This is a genomic window from Mangrovibacter phragmitis (assembly GCF_001655675.1).
Taxonomy (GTDB): Bacteria; Pseudomonadota; Gammaproteobacteria; order Enterobacterales; family Enterobacteriaceae; genus Mangrovibacter; species Mangrovibacter phragmitis.
Map to the genome: position 1 here is coordinate 325,142 of NZ_LYRP01000012.1, position 15,241 is coordinate 340,382.

General features: G+C 50.5%; 10 protein-coding genes and 1 tRNA gene. All 11 read left to right on the plus strand.

All coding sequences use genetic code 11. The features are described from left to right. Nucleotides 1–71 precede the first annotated feature (71 nt). The 11 genes from eptB to bcsB all read left to right on the plus strand — a co-directional run bounded on the left by eptB (nt 72) and on the right by bcsB (nt 15,235). Nucleotides 72–1,769, plus strand: coding sequence for a kdo(2)-lipid A phosphoethanolamine 7''-transferase (gene eptB / locus A9B99_RS11785; RefSeq protein ID WP_064597706.1), 1,698 nt, complete (start codon nt 72–74; stop codon nt 1,767–1,769). Between the two features lie 84 nt (nt 1,770–1,853). Next, nucleotides 1,854–1,930, plus strand: a tRNA-Pro gene (locus A9B99_RS11790). Between the two features lie 619 nt (nt 1,931–2,549). Beyond that, complete coding sequence (dppA, locus tag A9B99_RS11795; protein WP_064597708.1) at nt 2,550–4,157, plus strand: dipeptide ABC transporter periplasmic-binding protein DppA; 1,608 nt, start codon at nt 2,550–2,552, stop codon at nt 4,155–4,157. 326 nt (nt 4,158–4,483) lie between these two features. Further along, the gene (gene dppB, locus A9B99_RS11800; protein WP_064597710.1) at nt 4,484–5,503 is read left to right on the plus strand and encodes a dipeptide ABC transporter permease DppB; all 1,020 of its coding nucleotides are present in this window, start codon (nt 4,484–4,486) and stop codon (nt 5,501–5,503) included. A 9-nt stretch (nt 5,504–5,512) separates the two neighbouring features. Continuing rightward, complete coding sequence (dppC, locus tag A9B99_RS11805) at nt 5,513–6,415, plus strand: dipeptide ABC transporter permease DppC (RefSeq protein WP_064597711.1); 903 nt, start codon at nt 5,513–5,515, stop codon at nt 6,413–6,415. A 10-nt stretch (nt 6,416–6,425) separates the two neighbouring features. After that, entirely contained in the window at nt 6,426–7,409 is a 984-nt protein-coding gene (dppD, locus tag A9B99_RS11810) for a dipeptide ABC transporter ATP-binding protein (RefSeq protein ID WP_064597713.1), read from the plus strand. Then, the gene (gene dppF, locus A9B99_RS11815; RefSeq protein WP_064597715.1) at nt 7,406–8,413 is read left to right on the plus strand and encodes a dipeptide ABC transporter ATP-binding subunit DppF; all 1,008 of its coding nucleotides are present in this window, start codon (nt 7,406–7,408) and stop codon (nt 8,411–8,413) included. Before dppD ends, dppF begins: the two co-directional genes overlap by 4 nt. A gap of 746 nt (nt 8,414–9,159) precedes the next feature. Beyond that, nucleotides 9,160–9,918 carry a cellulose biosynthesis protein BcsO gene (gene bcsO, locus A9B99_RS11820; protein ID WP_064597717.1) on the plus strand — a complete coding sequence of 253 codons (759 nt, stop codon included), beginning with the start codon at nt 9,160–9,162 and terminating at the stop codon, nt 9,916–9,918. After that, on the plus strand, nt 9,909–10,712 hold the full coding sequence (gene bcsQ / locus A9B99_RS11825; RefSeq protein ID WP_064597720.1) for a cellulose biosynthesis protein BcsQ: 804 nt from the start codon (nt 9,909–9,911) through the stop codon (nt 10,710–10,712). Before bcsO ends, bcsQ begins: the two co-directional genes overlap by 10 nt. 18 nt (nt 10,713–10,730) lie before the next feature. Continuing rightward, complete coding sequence (gene bcsA, locus A9B99_RS11830) at nt 10,731–12,857, plus strand: UDP-forming cellulose synthase catalytic subunit (protein ID WP_064597722.1); 2,127 nt, start codon at nt 10,731–10,733, stop codon at nt 12,855–12,857. Further along, entirely contained in the window at nt 12,854–15,235 is a 2,382-nt protein-coding gene (bcsB, locus tag A9B99_RS11835) for a cellulose biosynthesis cyclic di-GMP-binding regulatory protein BcsB (RefSeq protein WP_074388797.1), read from the plus strand. The genes bcsA and bcsB overlap by 4 nt, the downstream gene beginning before the upstream one ends. Nucleotides 15,236–15,241: the final 6 nt, after the last annotated feature.

The following is a 15,241-nucleotide window of genomic DNA, read 5'->3' on the forward strand; positions in this document are numbered from 1 at the left end:
TACCAACTTGTGCTGAACTTCGTCACCTGACCAGAGTCAGAATCCTGAATATGGTTGCTCTGGATTGGTGAATGAAGATTTCTCGTCGTATTACCCAGGTACAGCTCAGTTGCTTTCTTGCATTGTACATTGGGCTATTTCTGAACTGTTCGGTGTTCTGGCGGCGTCTACATGAGACGATGGATATCACACCGTTCTTCAAAGCCTTTGCGCTGACAACCGAGGTATTTGCTACTGTTCTGGCAAGTTTCTTTGTGTTGCGCCTTTTTTCCCTTGGCGGGCGGCGTGCCTGGCAGGTATTAAGCTCATTTTTGGTGCTCTGTTCTGTTGCGGCCAGCTACTACATGGCGGTAATGAATATCACCATTGGCTACGGCATTATTGCGTCTGTGATGACGACCGATATTGATCTGACCAAAGAAGTGGTGGGCTGGCGTTTCTATTTATGGGTGTTGTTAGTCGGCTTGCCACCGCTGTGGTTTATCTGGCGTAACCAGGGGCAGGATTCATTGATAAGACAACTGTCAACGAGGCAGTCTGCATTGCCTCACCTGGGCGTGTTGCTTCTGGTGGCACTGGTGGTGTGGGGGCCAGTTCGTTTTTTGGGAAACGTCCAGAAACACCACGAAAGAGGATCGCGGGAAGACTTGCCCAGTTATGGCGGTGTGGTGACCAGTGCTTATTTACCCGCGAACTGGCTCTCTTCTTTGGGGTTGTATGTGTGGGCTAAGGCGGATGAAGCGTTGGATAGCCGCTCTCTCATCAACCCCGCAACCCGTAATCACTGGAACGTGCCCGCAAACCTGAATGATGTGCAGGTGGTGTTTATTATTGGGGAGACCACCCGCTGGGACCATATGGGCTTGTTTGGCTACTCAAGGGATACTACACCCAGGCTGGCTCAGGAGAGGAATCTGGTGGCATTTCGCGGCGAATCTTGTGATACCGCGACCAAACTCTCTTTGCGTTGCATGTTTGTCGGTGCCGGTGGTGTCATGGATAACCCACAGCGTACCTTACTGGAGCAAAATGTCTTCGCGGTGTTGAAACAACTGGGGTTCTCCAGTGACTTGTATGCGATGCAAAGTGAAATGTGGTTCTACAGTAATACGATGGCCGATACCATTGCCTGGCGGGAGCAAATTGGTGCGGAGAGCCATAATCAGGGCAAAACTGTTGATGACATGTTGCTGTTGAATGAGATGAGGCGCTCGCAGGTGCAGCATGTGCAGGGCAAACATCTGGTTATTCTGCATACCAAAGGGTCGCATTATTCGTATGTTCAGCGTTACCCCCGTGAATTTGCTGTCTGGCAGCCAGAATGTATGGGCATTAACAAACACTGTTCAGCGCAAACGCTGATCAACGCATATGATAATTCAGTGCGCTATGTAGACAGTTTTATCAGCAGGGTTATCGACCAGGTGCGTGATAAAAACGCGATTGTGTTCTATGCGGCTGACCATGGTGAATCAATTAGTGACAGCCTGCATTTACACGGCACACCGCGTAACATTGCACCACCTGAACAATTCCGGGTACCTCTACTGGTCTGGGCTTCTGATAAGTTTCTGGAGACGCCGGAAAATGCGCAGCGTTTTGGGCAATTGCAACAGCAGGCAAAAGAAGGTGTAGTGCATAAACATACCGAATTATTTGACTCAGTGTTAGGGTGCCTGGGGATAACGTCTTCGGATGGTGGAATTGATGCTTCCCGTAACTGGTGCGCACTGCAAAATACCAGGGATAAAAGTGAATCCACACTATGATGCTGGCTTTTCAGGCGATCAGAAGTCTTTTTTTAATAAGGGATTGACGCGATGCGGTGCCGGCAGTAATATGCGCCCCGCATTCGGCGAGTAGCGCAGCCTGGTAGCGCAACACGTTCGGGACGTGTGGGTCGGAGGTTCAAATCCTCTCTCGCCGACCAAATTCAGGCCCGCAGTGATATCACTGCGGGTTTTTTGTATTTGGAACAATTTAAAACCATCCGAAAAGTTCTTAAATAACGTCTTTGCCGTAGTACAACGCACAAGCGCCTTATTTTCCCCTGTTTTCTATCACATTTTGTTATCTTTACCGCAAGGTTATTTTTATTGTCTTATGGATAACAACAGCATTTTTTACTGAAATGTCCATTATCGGCACTATTTTTTGTTCATATATTCACCATTCAGCCAAAAAGTTGTCATAAATCACATTGGTCTATTGAACTGCTTGTGATTCATTTGTTGGTTTTTTGTTTTGGTATTATTGCCATAGCATAAATTTATGTGCTGTAAATAACACAAACTCCTTTTTTTCATCTTTGTTTTCACTTTCTCACATTCCGTGTAAATACCCGTTACGTATATTGACGTTTGGCTCATCAGTTGACAGATTGTAGGGCGTGAGAGGCCATTTACGGACAGTCTGTCCTGCGAGACAGTGGCCCTTGTGGAAGGATTCCCCATCCTCATCAAGCCTTACAGGCTTGCCCGAGCGAACCGGGTAAAAAATAAGAAAGGTTCGCCGGTTTAACACAACACATATCACATTGGAGCAGAAGAATGAGTATTTCCTTGAAGAAGTCAGGGATGCTGAAGCTTGGTCTGAGCCTGGTGGCTTTGACGGTTGCAGCAAGTGTTCAGGCAAAAACCCTGGTTTACTGTTCAGAAGGCTCGCCAGAAGGCTTTAACCCGCAGTTGTTCACTTCCGGTACTACCTATGATGCCAGCTCAGTGCCGATCTACAACAGACTGGTTGAATTTAAGATTGGCACCACCGAAGTGATCCCGGGCCTTGCTGAGAAGTGGGATGTCAGCGCTGACGGGAAAGTGTATACCTTCCATTTGCGTAAAGGCGTTAAATGGCAGAGTAACAAAGAGTTCAAACCGACTCGTGACCTGAATGCCGACGACGTTGTATTCTCCTTCGACCGCCAGAAAAACCCTAAAAACCCTTACCACAATGTCTCTGGCGGCAGCTACGAGTACTTTGAAGGTATGGGCTTGCCTGACCTGATAACTGACATCAAGAAAGTCGATGATTACACCGTTCAGTTTGTTCTGGCTCGCCCTGAAGCACCTTTCCTTGCTGATATGGCAATGGATTTCGCCTCTATCATGTCTAAAGAATATGCTGATGACATGATGAAAGCGGGTACGCCGGAAAAAATTGACCTTGATCCTATCGGTACAGGGCCGTTCCAGCTGGTTCAGTACCAGAAAGATTCCCGTATTCTGTATAAAGCGTTCCCGGGCTACTGGGGTACTAAACCTAAGATTGATCGCCTGGTCTTCTCTATTACTCCCGATGCTTCTGTTCGTTACGCAAAACTGGAAAAAAATGAATGCCAGATTATGCCGTACCCGAACCCGGCTGATCTTGCGCGCATGAAGAAAGACCCCAAAATCAACCTGCTGGAACAGCCTGGCCTGAACGTTGGCTATCTGTCCTTCAACGTTGAGAAGAAACCACTGGATAACGTGAAAGTACGCCAGGCGTTGACCATGGCTGTTAACAAAGAAGCGATTATCAAAGCGGTTTACCAGGGCGCTGGCCAGGCTGCTAAAAACCTGATCCCGCCGACCATGTGGGGTTACAACGATGCGGTGAAAGATTATCCGTATGATCCCGCTAAAGCCAAAGAGCTGCTGAAAGAAGCCGGCCTGCCGGATGGCTTCAGCATTGATCTGTGGGCTATGCCGGTTCAGCGCCCGTATAACCCGAATGCCCGCCGTATGGCGGAAATGATCCAGGCTGACTGGGCGAAAATTGGCGTGAAAGCCAAAATCGTGACCTACGAATGGGGTGAGTACCTCAAACGTGCCAAAGCCGGTGAACACCAGACCGTGATGATGGGCTGGACCGGGGATAACGGGGATCCGGATAACTTCTTCGCCACACTGTTCAGCTGTGATGCGGCGAAAGACGGTTCTAACTACTCTCGTTGGTGCTACAAACCGTTTGAAGACTTGATCCAACCTGCTCGTGCGACAGAAGACCACAACAAACGTGTGGAACTCTACAAGCAGGCTCAGGTTGTGATGCATGATCAGGCTCCTGCTCTGATTATTGCTCACTCCACAGTTTACGAGCCGGTGCGCAAAGAAGTGAAAGGCTATGTGGTGGATCCGTTAGGCAAACATCACTTCGAGAACGTATCCTTAGAGTGATACACCCGCGTGCCTTTCTGCGGTAATGGGTGCCGATGGCTTGTTGACCCGTTACCGGAAAGGCCCGGATGTATTCCTGATATTTCAGCCGGCGAAACACACATGTGTGCCAGCCACCTGAAATATGAAGGGTATAAGACCGGACTTGTTCTGCCAGCACCCCTCTCCCGGAGGGAGGGGGTCAGGGTGAGGGAACATATACCATGTACCTCACCCTTGCTGTCTGTAATGTGGGCTGATTTCCCCGTTGCGGCAGAACCGATGTACGTTGTGAGCAATACATTTCGCTGCCACCTGGTAGCGGAAGATGATAGAGAATCCGGCTAATGTTGCAGTTCATTCTCCGACGTCTGGGATTGGTTATCCCAACGTTTATAGGTATAACCCTTGTTACTTTCGCTTTCGTCCACATGATTCCGGGAGATCCGGTGATGATCATGGCGGGTGAGCGCGGGATTTCCCCCGAACGCCATGCTCAACTGCTGGCCCAATTAGGGTTAAACAAACCACTCTGGCAGCAATACGTCACCTATATCTGGAACGTATTGCACGGGGATTTGGGTATCTCCCTGAAAAGCCGTCTGCCTGTCTGGCAAGAATTTGTTCCTCGTTTCAAAGCGACTCTGGAACTGGGTGTGTGCGCCATGATTTTTGCTGTTGCTGTAGGTATTCCTGTTGGGGTACTGGCGGCGGTAAAACGCGGTTCGATTTTTGACCATACCGCTATTGGCCTGGCACTGACAGGTTATTCCATGCCAATTTTCTGGTGGGGGATGATGCTGATTATGTTGGTGTCTGTGCACTGGAACCTGACGCCTGTTTCCGGGCGTATAGGCGACACGGTCTTCCTTGACGATTCGCTACCTCTGACCGGGTTTATGCTGATAGATACCGCAATCTGGGGGCAACCGGGTGATTTTATTGACGCCGTGGCACATATGATTCTGCCTGCCATTGTGTTGGGGACCATCCCGCTGGCGGTCATTGTGCGTATGACCCGTTCCGCTATGCTGGAAGTGCTGGGTGAGGATTATATTCGCACTGCCCGGGCCAAAGGCCTGAGCCGCCTGCGTGTGATTGTGGTGCATGCTTTGCGGAATGCCATGCTGCCGGTGGTGACGGTTATTGGTCTGCAGGTCGGTACATTGCTGGCGGGTGCGATATTGACCGAAACCATTTTCTCCTGGCCTGGCCTTGGTCGCTGGTTGATTGAAGCACTGCAACGACGGGATTACCCGGTGGTGCAGGGTGGTGTGTTGTTGGTCGCGACACTGATTATTCTGGTGAACCTGATTGTCGACCTGTTGTACGGCGTGGTGAACCCGCGTATCCGGCATAAGAAGTAAGGGGTTATCATGACGCAAGTAACTGAAAACAACGTGGTGACAGCCCCGGTGCCGATGACACCGTTTCAGGAGTTCTGGCACTACTTTAAACGTAATAAAGGTGCAGTGATTGGGTTGGTCTACGTCACCCTGATGCTGCTTATCGCGCTGTTCGCTAATTTTGTCGCCCCTCATGACCCGGCAATGCAGTTCCGCGATGCATTGTTGCATCCACCTGTCTGGGCGGACGGTGGCAGCTGGAAGTTTATTCTGGGCACTGATGATGTGGGCCGCGATATTCTTTCCCGCCTGATGTACGGCGCGCGTTTATCCCTGCTGGTAGGGTGCATGGTCGTTCTGCTGTCTCTGGTTATGGGGATTGTACTGGGCCTGGTGGCTGGCTATTTTGGCGGTACAGTGGATACCATCATCATGCGTGTGGTGGATATTATGCTGGCTCTGCCAAGCTTGCTGCTGGCGCTGGTGCTGGTGGCGATTTTTGGCCCATCAATAGTGAATGCTTCCATGGCACTGGCTTTCGTCGCCTTACCACACTATGTGCGCTTAACCCGTGCGGCAGTGCTGGTCGAAGTGAACCGCGACTATGTAACTGCTTCCCGTGTGGCCGGTGCGGGTGCAATGCGCCAAATGTTCGTCAATATTTTCCCTAACTGCCTGGCACCGTTAATTGTGCAGGCATCAATGGGCTTCTCTAACGCCATTCTGGATATGGCTGCGTTGGGTTTCCTGGGTATGGGGGCTCAACCACCAACACCAGAATGGGGCACCATGCTTGCTGACGTTTTGCAATTTGCGCAAAGCGCCTGGTGGGTGGTGACCTTCCCGGGGCTGGCGATTTTGCTGGCCGTGCTGGCTTTCAACCTGATGGGTGATGGCCTGCGTGATGCACTTGACCCCAAACTCAAGCAGTAAGAGGCACCCGATGGCGTTATTGAATGTAGACAGTTTATCGGTGCACTTCGGTGAAGAAGATGCGCCATTCCGTGCCGTTGACCGCATTAGCTATAGTGTGAGTCAGGGGCAAGTCGTGGGGATTGTCGGTGAGTCCGGTTCGGGCAAATCCGTCAGTTCTCTGGCAATTATGGGCCTGATTGATTTTCCTGGCCGGGTAATGGCGGACAGCCTGGAATTTAATGGCCGTGACTTACGGAAAATTTCCGAGCGCGAGCGTCGCCAGTTAGTGGGCTCAGAAGTGGCGATGATCTTCCAGGATCCGATGACCAGCCTGAACCCGTGTTACACCGTTGGCTACCAGATAATGGAAGCCATTAAGGTGCACCAGGGGGGCAATAAAAAAACCCGTCGCCAGCGGGCAATCGACCTGTTGGATCAGGTGGGCATCCCGGACCCGGCATCACGTCTGGATGTGTATCCACACCAGCTTTCCGGGGGGATGAGCCAGCGTGTAATGATAGCCATGGCGATAGCCTGCCGGCCAAAATTGTTGATTGCGGATGAACCAACGACTGCGCTGGATGTGACCATTCAGGCGCAGATTATTGAACTGCTTCTGGAATTGCAGCAACAGGAAAACATGGCGCTGGTGCTTATCACCCATGACCTGGCGCTGGTTGCTGAGGCGGCGCATAAAATCATCGTGATGTATGCCGGCCAGGTGGTTGAAGCGGCCAGTGCGAAGGATATTTTCCGCGCACCCCGTCACCCATACACCCAGGCTTTATTGCGTGCCTTACCCGAGTTTGCTCAGGACAAGGCGCGCCTTGAGTCGCTTCCCGGTGTGGTTCCCGGCAAATATGACCGCCCGCAAGGCTGCCTGCTTAACCCGCGTTGCCCTTATGCCACGGATAAATGCCGGGCTGAGGAGCCGTCTTTGCACGAACTGGAACACGGGCGTCAGTCTAAATGCCACTATCCCCTTGATGATGCCGGGAGGCCGACAGTATGAGTACCCATGAGGCCGACGCGCAACAGCACTTGTTGCAGGCTATCGATTTAAAAAAACACTACCCGGTGAAGAAGGGGATGTTTGCCCAGGAGCAACTGGTCAAGGCGCTTGATGGTGTCTCTTTCACACTGGAAAGAGGCAAAACGCTGGCTATCGTCGGTGAATCCGGTTGTGGTAAATCCACCCTTGGCCGCCTGTTGACGATGATAGAAACCCCTTCCGGTGGGCAACTGTATTACAAAGGTCAGGATTTACTTAAACCAGACCCTCATGCACAGAAGCTGCGCCGCCAGAAAATTCAGATTGTGTTCCAGAACCCTTACGCATCATTAAACCCGCGTAAGAAAGTGGGGCAGATTCTGGAAGAGCCTTTGCTTATCAATACTGATTTGTCAAAGCAGGAACGGCGCGAGAAAGCCTTGTCGATGATGGCGAAAGTTGGCCTGAAAACCGAACACTATGATCGTTATCCACATATGTTTTCTGGTGGTCAGCGTCAGCGTATTGCCATTGCCCGTGGTCTGATGCTGGACCCGGATGTAGTGATTGCCGATGAACCTGTGTCTGCATTGGATGTTTCTGTACGCGCGCAGGTACTGAACCTGATGATGGATTTACAGCAGGAAATGGGGCTGTCTTATGTCTTTATTTCACACGACTTGTCTGTGGTTGAACACATTGCTGATGAAGTGATGGTGATGTACCTCGGGCGTTGTGTGGAAAAAGGCAGCAAAGATGCTATTTTTGATAACCCCCGGCACCCTTACACTCAGGCATTACTGTCTGCCACCCCGCGTCTTCACCCGGAATCACGGCGCGAGCGTATTAAGTTGACGGGAGAACTACCCAGCCCGCTCAGCCCACCTCCGGGCTGTGCGTTTAATGCGCGTTGCACCCGCCGCTTTGGTCAGTGCACACAGCTACAGCCACATTTGAAAGATTATCGTGGTCAGTTGGTTGCCTGCTTCGCGGTTGACCAGGATGAAAATGCGCACACAGTTTAAGTGATGTGTTACAGGCAGGCTCGCTGTACAGATGAGCCTGCCTGTCTTCTGTAACCTTTTTCTTACGTTATTTTTCTTTCCTGACTTCGCTTTCTGGTACGCACCTGGCGTGTTACTTCACATGCACGTACAAAATTGCCATTCCTTTGGCATTTTATGCTGTCGTTATTTATAGCTATCAGTAGGTTGTTAGTATAACCATGGTTATGATGGCAGGTTGTATGCTTTTAATGGCAAATTTTCTGTGAATATACCGTTATAAGGCTTATCTGAAACTTGGCCTACAAAAACTGGTAGGGAGCAGTATCGGGATGCAATTAAACTGTTCAGGAATCATCTTTAGGGTGTTTTATTGATAGAGAAATTATATTTCTAAATATTTCTCTGGGTAACATTTAATGTACAAAGCACAAAGTGTTAATAGTTTTAAATGCTGAATATAAAATATAAATTAGTGTTATTTGCTGATTAATGTGTTAAAAATCAATATTAAATACGATATTATTTGTATTTTGTGGTCATAAAAAATTTGTGGTTTTTGTGCTAAAAAAAAGATAGCGCGATGACAGTGAGAGTCGATATATTAACGCTAAATATCGGCGCAATTTTTGAACAGCGCGTTCTTGCTCAAAATGACGCAGGTTATTACGCATATTTCCTCTCTGCGCTCTACTCATAATCATAATATGTATGTCAGGTTTCGTTGTTATCCTGATATGAATACACTTGCAACTTAGAGTACTCCTATGAACAGCTATGATGATCTGCAGCGATTTAAAGATAAAACCCATACTGGTTCTATCGATTTTAAAGATATGTCAGCTGAGAAACAGGGGCTCGGTGCGGGAAGCAATGTGATTTTTAGCCAGCTGACACAGGGAAGTAGTGATGGTGCCCAGGACTCGCCATTTCGTGGCGCGGGCCATACTTCTGTTACTGCACCGGATGCAGTTAAACCGGGTACGTTTGATGTACCAGCTGGTTCCCGTGCTGCAGTAACACCGACAAATTCATTACCACCTGTGACCTGGACTACTGAGGTTGTCAACACTGCGCCTCGCCCGGTGGATGAATCTGCACCTTCTTTACTGAAAGAAATGGCGATGATGCCTAAAGTTGTGTCAGTAAAAGTCCCGGCTAACGCAATATCACCGGTGGTACCCACTAAACCTGTTGCACCGCAACCACAGGGCATTGCCCCTGACCCTGTACCGGAAAATGCACCAGCGGTACAACCACTGGAAACTGATGCTCCCATTATGGCGGCTCTTGCCGGCACACCACCAGGCGATGCGCTGGTGAACTCACCTGACGCTATGGCTGAACCTCGGGTGGTGCGGCCATCTGTTCGCCACCCTGAACCTGTTTCTGCCCCACCTTCCTCTGACGGGAAGATTAACTTTGCTCAGCTGTTTGCGCCGTCTTCTGCGGGCAACACACCACGCTCAGCGGTTAAAGAAATGCCATTAAAACCTTTGCTGGAAAGGATAGCCTCATGCCGTTAATTTGCGTCTGCTCGCCTAAAGGCGGTGTCGGTAAGACCACCGTAGCAGCGAATTTGTCTTATGCCCTGGCACGTTCAGGCATCAAAGTTCTGGCTATTGATTTTGACGTACAAAATGCGCTGCGCCTGCATTTTGGTGTGCCGTTGTCCGACGGGCGTGGTTATGTTGCCAAATCAATGGAAAACCCTGACTGGAGCCAGTATGTGCTTACAACAGGTGGAAATATTTTTGTGCTGCCATATGGCGACAGCACAGAAGAGCAACGTGTTGCATTTGAAGACCGTCTGGCGAATGACGAACATTTTCTGGCGCGAGGCCTGAGCACTCTGCTGAATTACCCCGGGCTTGTGGTTGTTGCTGATTTTCCTCCGGGCCCCGGGCCTGCATTGAAAGCGATTGCCTCTATCGCTGATCTCAATTTAGTCACCATGCTGGCGGATACAGCTTCGTTGTCGCTGCTTCCCCAGGTTGAGAATCAGCGCATGATTGGCGGGCCGCTGAATCACCGTGCTGGCCACTATTTTTTAATTAACCAGGCTGATACGCGCCGCCATATTAGCCGTGATGTTACTTCCTTTATGGAGGAGCGGCTGGGTGAACGTTTGTTGGGTGTGGTCCACCGTGATGAAAGCGTTGTGGAAGCGCATGCAGCGCAAAAATCGATTTTCGAGTTCAGCCCGGCATCAGCAGCAGCGTTTGACATCGAAATCATTAGTAAAAAAGTCGCCAGTATTTTGGGTGTCAAAGTCGGGGATGGTGAAGTTCACGCCAGCCCCAAACTATCGGGCTATTAATTACCCTCGGGATTTGCCATGAAAAAGTTCCAGTTTTATCTGCTGCTACTTGTGTTGGCACCAGTAGCGGTACTGATCATTATTACGCCTATGGATAGCCAGAAGCAGTATATCTTTGGCCTGATCAGTATGGCGTGCCTGTTTGTTTTAGGATGGTTGAGTAAGAAGCGCGGTATTTCGATTGTACTGGTGCTGGCATCAATTTTGATGTCTACCCGTTATATCTATTTCCGGGCGACACAAACGTTGCACTTTAATTCTGAAATTGAAGCTATCTTAGGGATTGGCCTGTTTTTGGCCGAACTCTATACCTGGGTGATGTTGCTGCTCAGCTATCTGCAAACCATGTTTCCCCTTGAGCGCAAAATTGTGCCATTGCCGGAAGATGAATCGCTGTGGCCGACGGTTGATGTCTATGTACCTACATACAATGAAAGTCTGGAAGTGGTACGGGATACCGTCCTGGCTGCACAATGTCTTGATTATCCTAAAGATAAAATAAAAATCTATTTACTGGATGATGGGAAGCGTAGCGAATTTGCGGTGTTTGCGGCTGATGTCGGCGTGGGTTATATCACTCGTACCAACAACGCCCATGCCAAAGCGGGTAACCTGAACCATGCAATGAAACTGACCAATGGTGAGCTGATTTGCGTATTTGACTGTGACCATGTCGCCACCCGTGTCTTTTTGCAGGCAACAGTTGGTTCATTCCTGCAGGATCCGAGACTGGCGCTGTTACAGACACCACACTATTTTTACTCCCCGGATCCATTTGAACGTAATCTGTCACGCGGCCTGAATATCCCCAACGAGGGGTCGTTATTTTATGGCCCGATTCAGAAGGGCAATGATAACTGGAATGCGACATTCTTCTGCGGCTCTTGTGCGGTTATCCGCCGTAGCGCACTGGAAGAAATTGGTGGTTTTGCTGTTGAGACGGTAACGGAAGATGCCCATACGGCGCTGAAAATGCAGCGTCTGGGGTGGAAATCGGCTTTTCTGGGGATTCCTCTGGCCGCTGGCCTGGCAACGGAACGTCTGGTTCTGCATGTGATTCAGCGTACTCGCTGGGCGCGCGGTATGACGCAGATTTTTCGTCTTGATAACCCGTTGTGGGGGCGTGGGCTGCACTGGCAACAACGGCTGTGTTATTTGAGTGCGATGCTCTACTTCCAGTTTGCGCTACCGCGTATTGCGTTTCTAACTGCGCCGCTGGCCTACTTGTTGTTTAACCTGAATATTATTCACTCTTCCGCCAGCCTGATTTTTGCTTATGCGTTGCCGCATTTGCTGATTTCTATTTTTGTCAGTTCGCGTCTTAATGGCCGCTTCCGTTACAGCTTCTGGGGCGAAATATACGACCTGGTGCTGGCGTTCCATATTGCCTTGCCAACGATGATTACCATGATTTTCCCCAAACGAGGCAAATTTAACGTAACGGACAAAGGCGGGTTGCTGAACGTCGGTTATTTCGATTTCAGCATTGTTCGCCCTCACGTCATTATCGCTATTTTGCTGGCGATTGCCGTCGTAGCAGGCATTGTGCGTGCTGTGGCATTTAACTATTTTACCGTGGACCCGAACGTTATTGCCCTGAACGTGGGGTGGGGGTTATACAGCCTGTTCTTCCTGATGGGCGCGATTGCGGTTGCGCGTGAAACGCGCCAAACCCGTAAAACGATTCGCCTGGATGTGACTATTCCGGCGGTTATTCACTATGCCAGTGGTGTTTCTTCCCGGACAGAAACCCGGGATCTTTCTATGGGGGGATGCCGCCTTGTGGCACCAGATAACCGGCATCTGAATGATGAAATAGAGGAAGTGGAACTGCAGTTGAACTCCGGGGCGATAAGTATTCCAGTACGCGTGATTTCTTCTGAAGACCACCAGGATAACGATATTCGCCTCATGTTTGATGACATTCCTTTAGCACGTCGCCGGGAGTTGGTGCGGGTGGTGCTTTCCCGTGCCGATGCCTGGGTACAGCCACCGAAACCGCAGGATAACCCGTTCCGTTCTCTGGCGACGATTGCCCGTTGTGTCTTTGATTTGTTCTGGTTCACCTGGAAAGACCGCCAAAAAATGCGTCGGGAAAAGAAACTGGCGAGAATGGCGGATCATGAGGAGGAGAGCGCAGTATGAAATGGATGCGATGGTATGCGCTTTCACTGTGTGTGGTGTTGTCGGGTTCGTTGCGTGCGGCTGAACAGGCGTCCACATCTTCTGGGCCCACGGCAACACAAAGCGCTTCAGCACCGTTAGAATCCGGCGCCACAGGTGCGCCAGGTTCTGATGTGAGTGCTCTGCCACTGGATTTACCAGCACCGACACCAGCTACGACAGACGCCCCAGATATGGCGGCGGGCAGTATTACTCAGGCAACGGTCAGCAATATTACGCTGGCACAAATGGGGCAGCCTTTGGGGCTGGCTTTGAGTGGCGGTCAGTTGCAGGCCGGGATTAACTTCACGCTGCCCAGCGACGAAGTGATAACTACGGCGCAATTGGTTCTCAACCTGAAAGTTTCGCCCGCACTGGCAGCGCGTAACACGACGCTGCAACTGATGATGAATGGACAACCATTGGGTACGGTGCCTTTGGGCTCGGCGCAATCGGATGATACGACTTACCAGATGGATGTTCCGGCAGCACTGGTGGTGTCGAGTAACAACCTCAGTTTTAAAATCAATGATGGTGATGCCTTATTATGCCAGCGTGAGTTGACGGATAAATATCAGGTAACGATATTGCCAACCACACATCTGGAGCTGGAAGGACAGCAACTGAATATCGGCTCGGATTTAAGCCACTTTCCACGTCCTTTCTTCGATACGATGCAGATGACACCGGCTTCTATCTCCATCGCTTTCCCCGAGAAATTTACCCCGGATGAAGTGAGTGCGGCAGCATTGATTGCTTCCTGGATGGGGATTCAGGCAGATTATCGTGGTGTTTCTTTTGATGTGCAGACCAATACATTGCCAGAAAAGAACGGCATTCTGATTGGCGCGCCGGGGGATATTATCGCCGGGGTGCAACTGCCGCAAAGTAATGGCCCTCTGCTGCAAGTTATTGATAACCCGGGCAACCCGGTTTACAAATTGTTGCTGGTGGTAGGTAAGGACGACAGCCAGTTGCGGGCTGCCGCCTGGCGCCTGACGCGCGGGCAATTTAAACCGCAAACGGCGTCTTTGGCAGTGAAACCCCAGGCTATTCCGGTCAGCAAGCCTTATGACGCGCCACGCTGGATAACCACTGCACGCCCTGTACGCCTGAGTGAGCTGATTCGTAAAGATCAGAGCATGACCGTTACCGGCATTTGGCATGATGTGCTGCGGGTGGCTTTCCGTGCGGCACCGGATCTATTCCTGTGGGATGGCGATACCATTCCGATGCGCATTAGCTACCGTTTCCCGTCGGAAAACTGGATTGATGAAGATAAGTCTTACCTGAACCTGACGTTCAACAACACGTTCCTGCATAACCTGCCAGTTAACAAGCAGGGGATCCTGGAAAGTTTGTGGCACAAACTGGGCGGGGACGCGCGTCAGGAGCGGGCTGATATCCCTCTGGAACCTTATATGATCTATGGGGATAACCAGTTATCGCTCTATTTTAATATCACGCCGAAAGCCAGTGCGCCTTGTGGTGTGTTGTTAAACAATAATATTAAGAGCCGCATAGACGAAGATTCATGGATTGATTTGAGCCATACGCGCCACTTTGCGCAGTTACCCAATCTCTCATATTTCGTTGGTGCGTCCTTCCCGTTCACTCGCCTGGCGGATTATTCGCAAACGGCGTTATTACTGCCGTCGTATCCGAATGATGCGCAAATAGCAACACTGCTGGATCTGGCGGCCCGTTCAGGTAACGCGACGGGAACAGCACTGAACCATAACCGGGTGCTGTTTGGTCTGCCTGAAGGCGGCGCGAATAAAGCCTGGCTCGATTCCCGGGATATCCTGGCCGTTTCCACACTGGGTGAAGAAGCTTTTAACCGTGCCGTTTTGGCAGACTCGCCGTTTATGACCAGTGACCATACGTTGGGGGTGCGTGAACCCTCTCACTGGCAAAAAATTAAGCGCTGGGTAGAAGGCAACTGGAATCTGAATGGCCTGGAGGCAGACCGCTACTTTTCATCAAACGAAGCATGGCGTGGGTTTGTCAGTTATCGCTCCCCATGGAATGACCAGCGTGTTGTGGTGATGGCGATTGGCAGTAACGATGATCAGCTTTCCCGTCTGCATACCGATTTGATGTCGGCAAAAATCAATGCTGCCATTCGTGGGGATGCGGCAGTGATTACCGACGAAAATGGCGTGCGCAGTTTCCGTGTCGGGCCTCAATTCCCAAGCGGCCAGTTACCCTGGTATATGAGGATTATCTGGTACGCCAACCAGCACAGCGCCATGTTGGCTATTTTGGGGTTGATTCTGAGTATGGTGGTGGGACTTGCGCTGTACAGCGCACTGAAACGCCGTGCCCGTAATCGTCTTAATCCGGAGTCTGATTCGTGAAAACAG

What these genes read in the sequence shown, in the direction of transcription:
- dppA (WP_064597708.1), top strand. Translation starts at nt 2,550, where the DNA reads ATGAGTATTTCCTTGAAGAAGTCAGGGATGCTGAAGCTTGGTCTGAGC.
- dppC (WP_064597711.1), top strand. Translation starts at nt 5,513, where the DNA reads ATGACGCAAGTAACTGAAAACAACGTGGTGACAGCCCCGGTGCCGATG.
- eptB (WP_064597706.1), top strand. Translation starts at nt 72, where the DNA reads ATGAAGATTTCTCGTCGTATTACCCAGGTACAGCTCAGTTGCTTTCTT.
- bcsA (WP_064597722.1), top strand. Translation starts at nt 10,731, where the DNA reads ATGAAAAAGTTCCAGTTTTATCTGCTGCTACTTGTGTTGGCACCAGTA.
- bcsO (WP_064597717.1), top strand. Translation starts at nt 9,160, where the DNA reads ATGAACAGCTATGATGATCTGCAGCGATTTAAAGATAAAACCCATACT.
- dppB (WP_064597710.1), top strand. Translation starts at nt 4,484, where the DNA reads ATGTTGCAGTTCATTCTCCGACGTCTGGGATTGGTTATCCCAACGTTT.
- dppD (WP_064597713.1), top strand. Translation starts at nt 6,426, where the DNA reads ATGGCGTTATTGAATGTAGACAGTTTATCGGTGCACTTCGGTGAAGAA.
- bcsQ (WP_064597720.1), top strand. Translation starts at nt 9,909, where the DNA reads ATGCCGTTAATTTGCGTCTGCTCGCCTAAAGGCGGTGTCGGTAAGACC.
- bcsB (WP_074388797.1), top strand. Translation starts at nt 12,854, where the DNA reads ATGAAATGGATGCGATGGTATGCGCTTTCACTGTGTGTGGTGTTGTCG.
- dppF (WP_064597715.1), top strand. Translation starts at nt 7,406, where the DNA reads ATGAGTACCCATGAGGCCGACGCGCAACAGCACTTGTTGCAGGCTATC.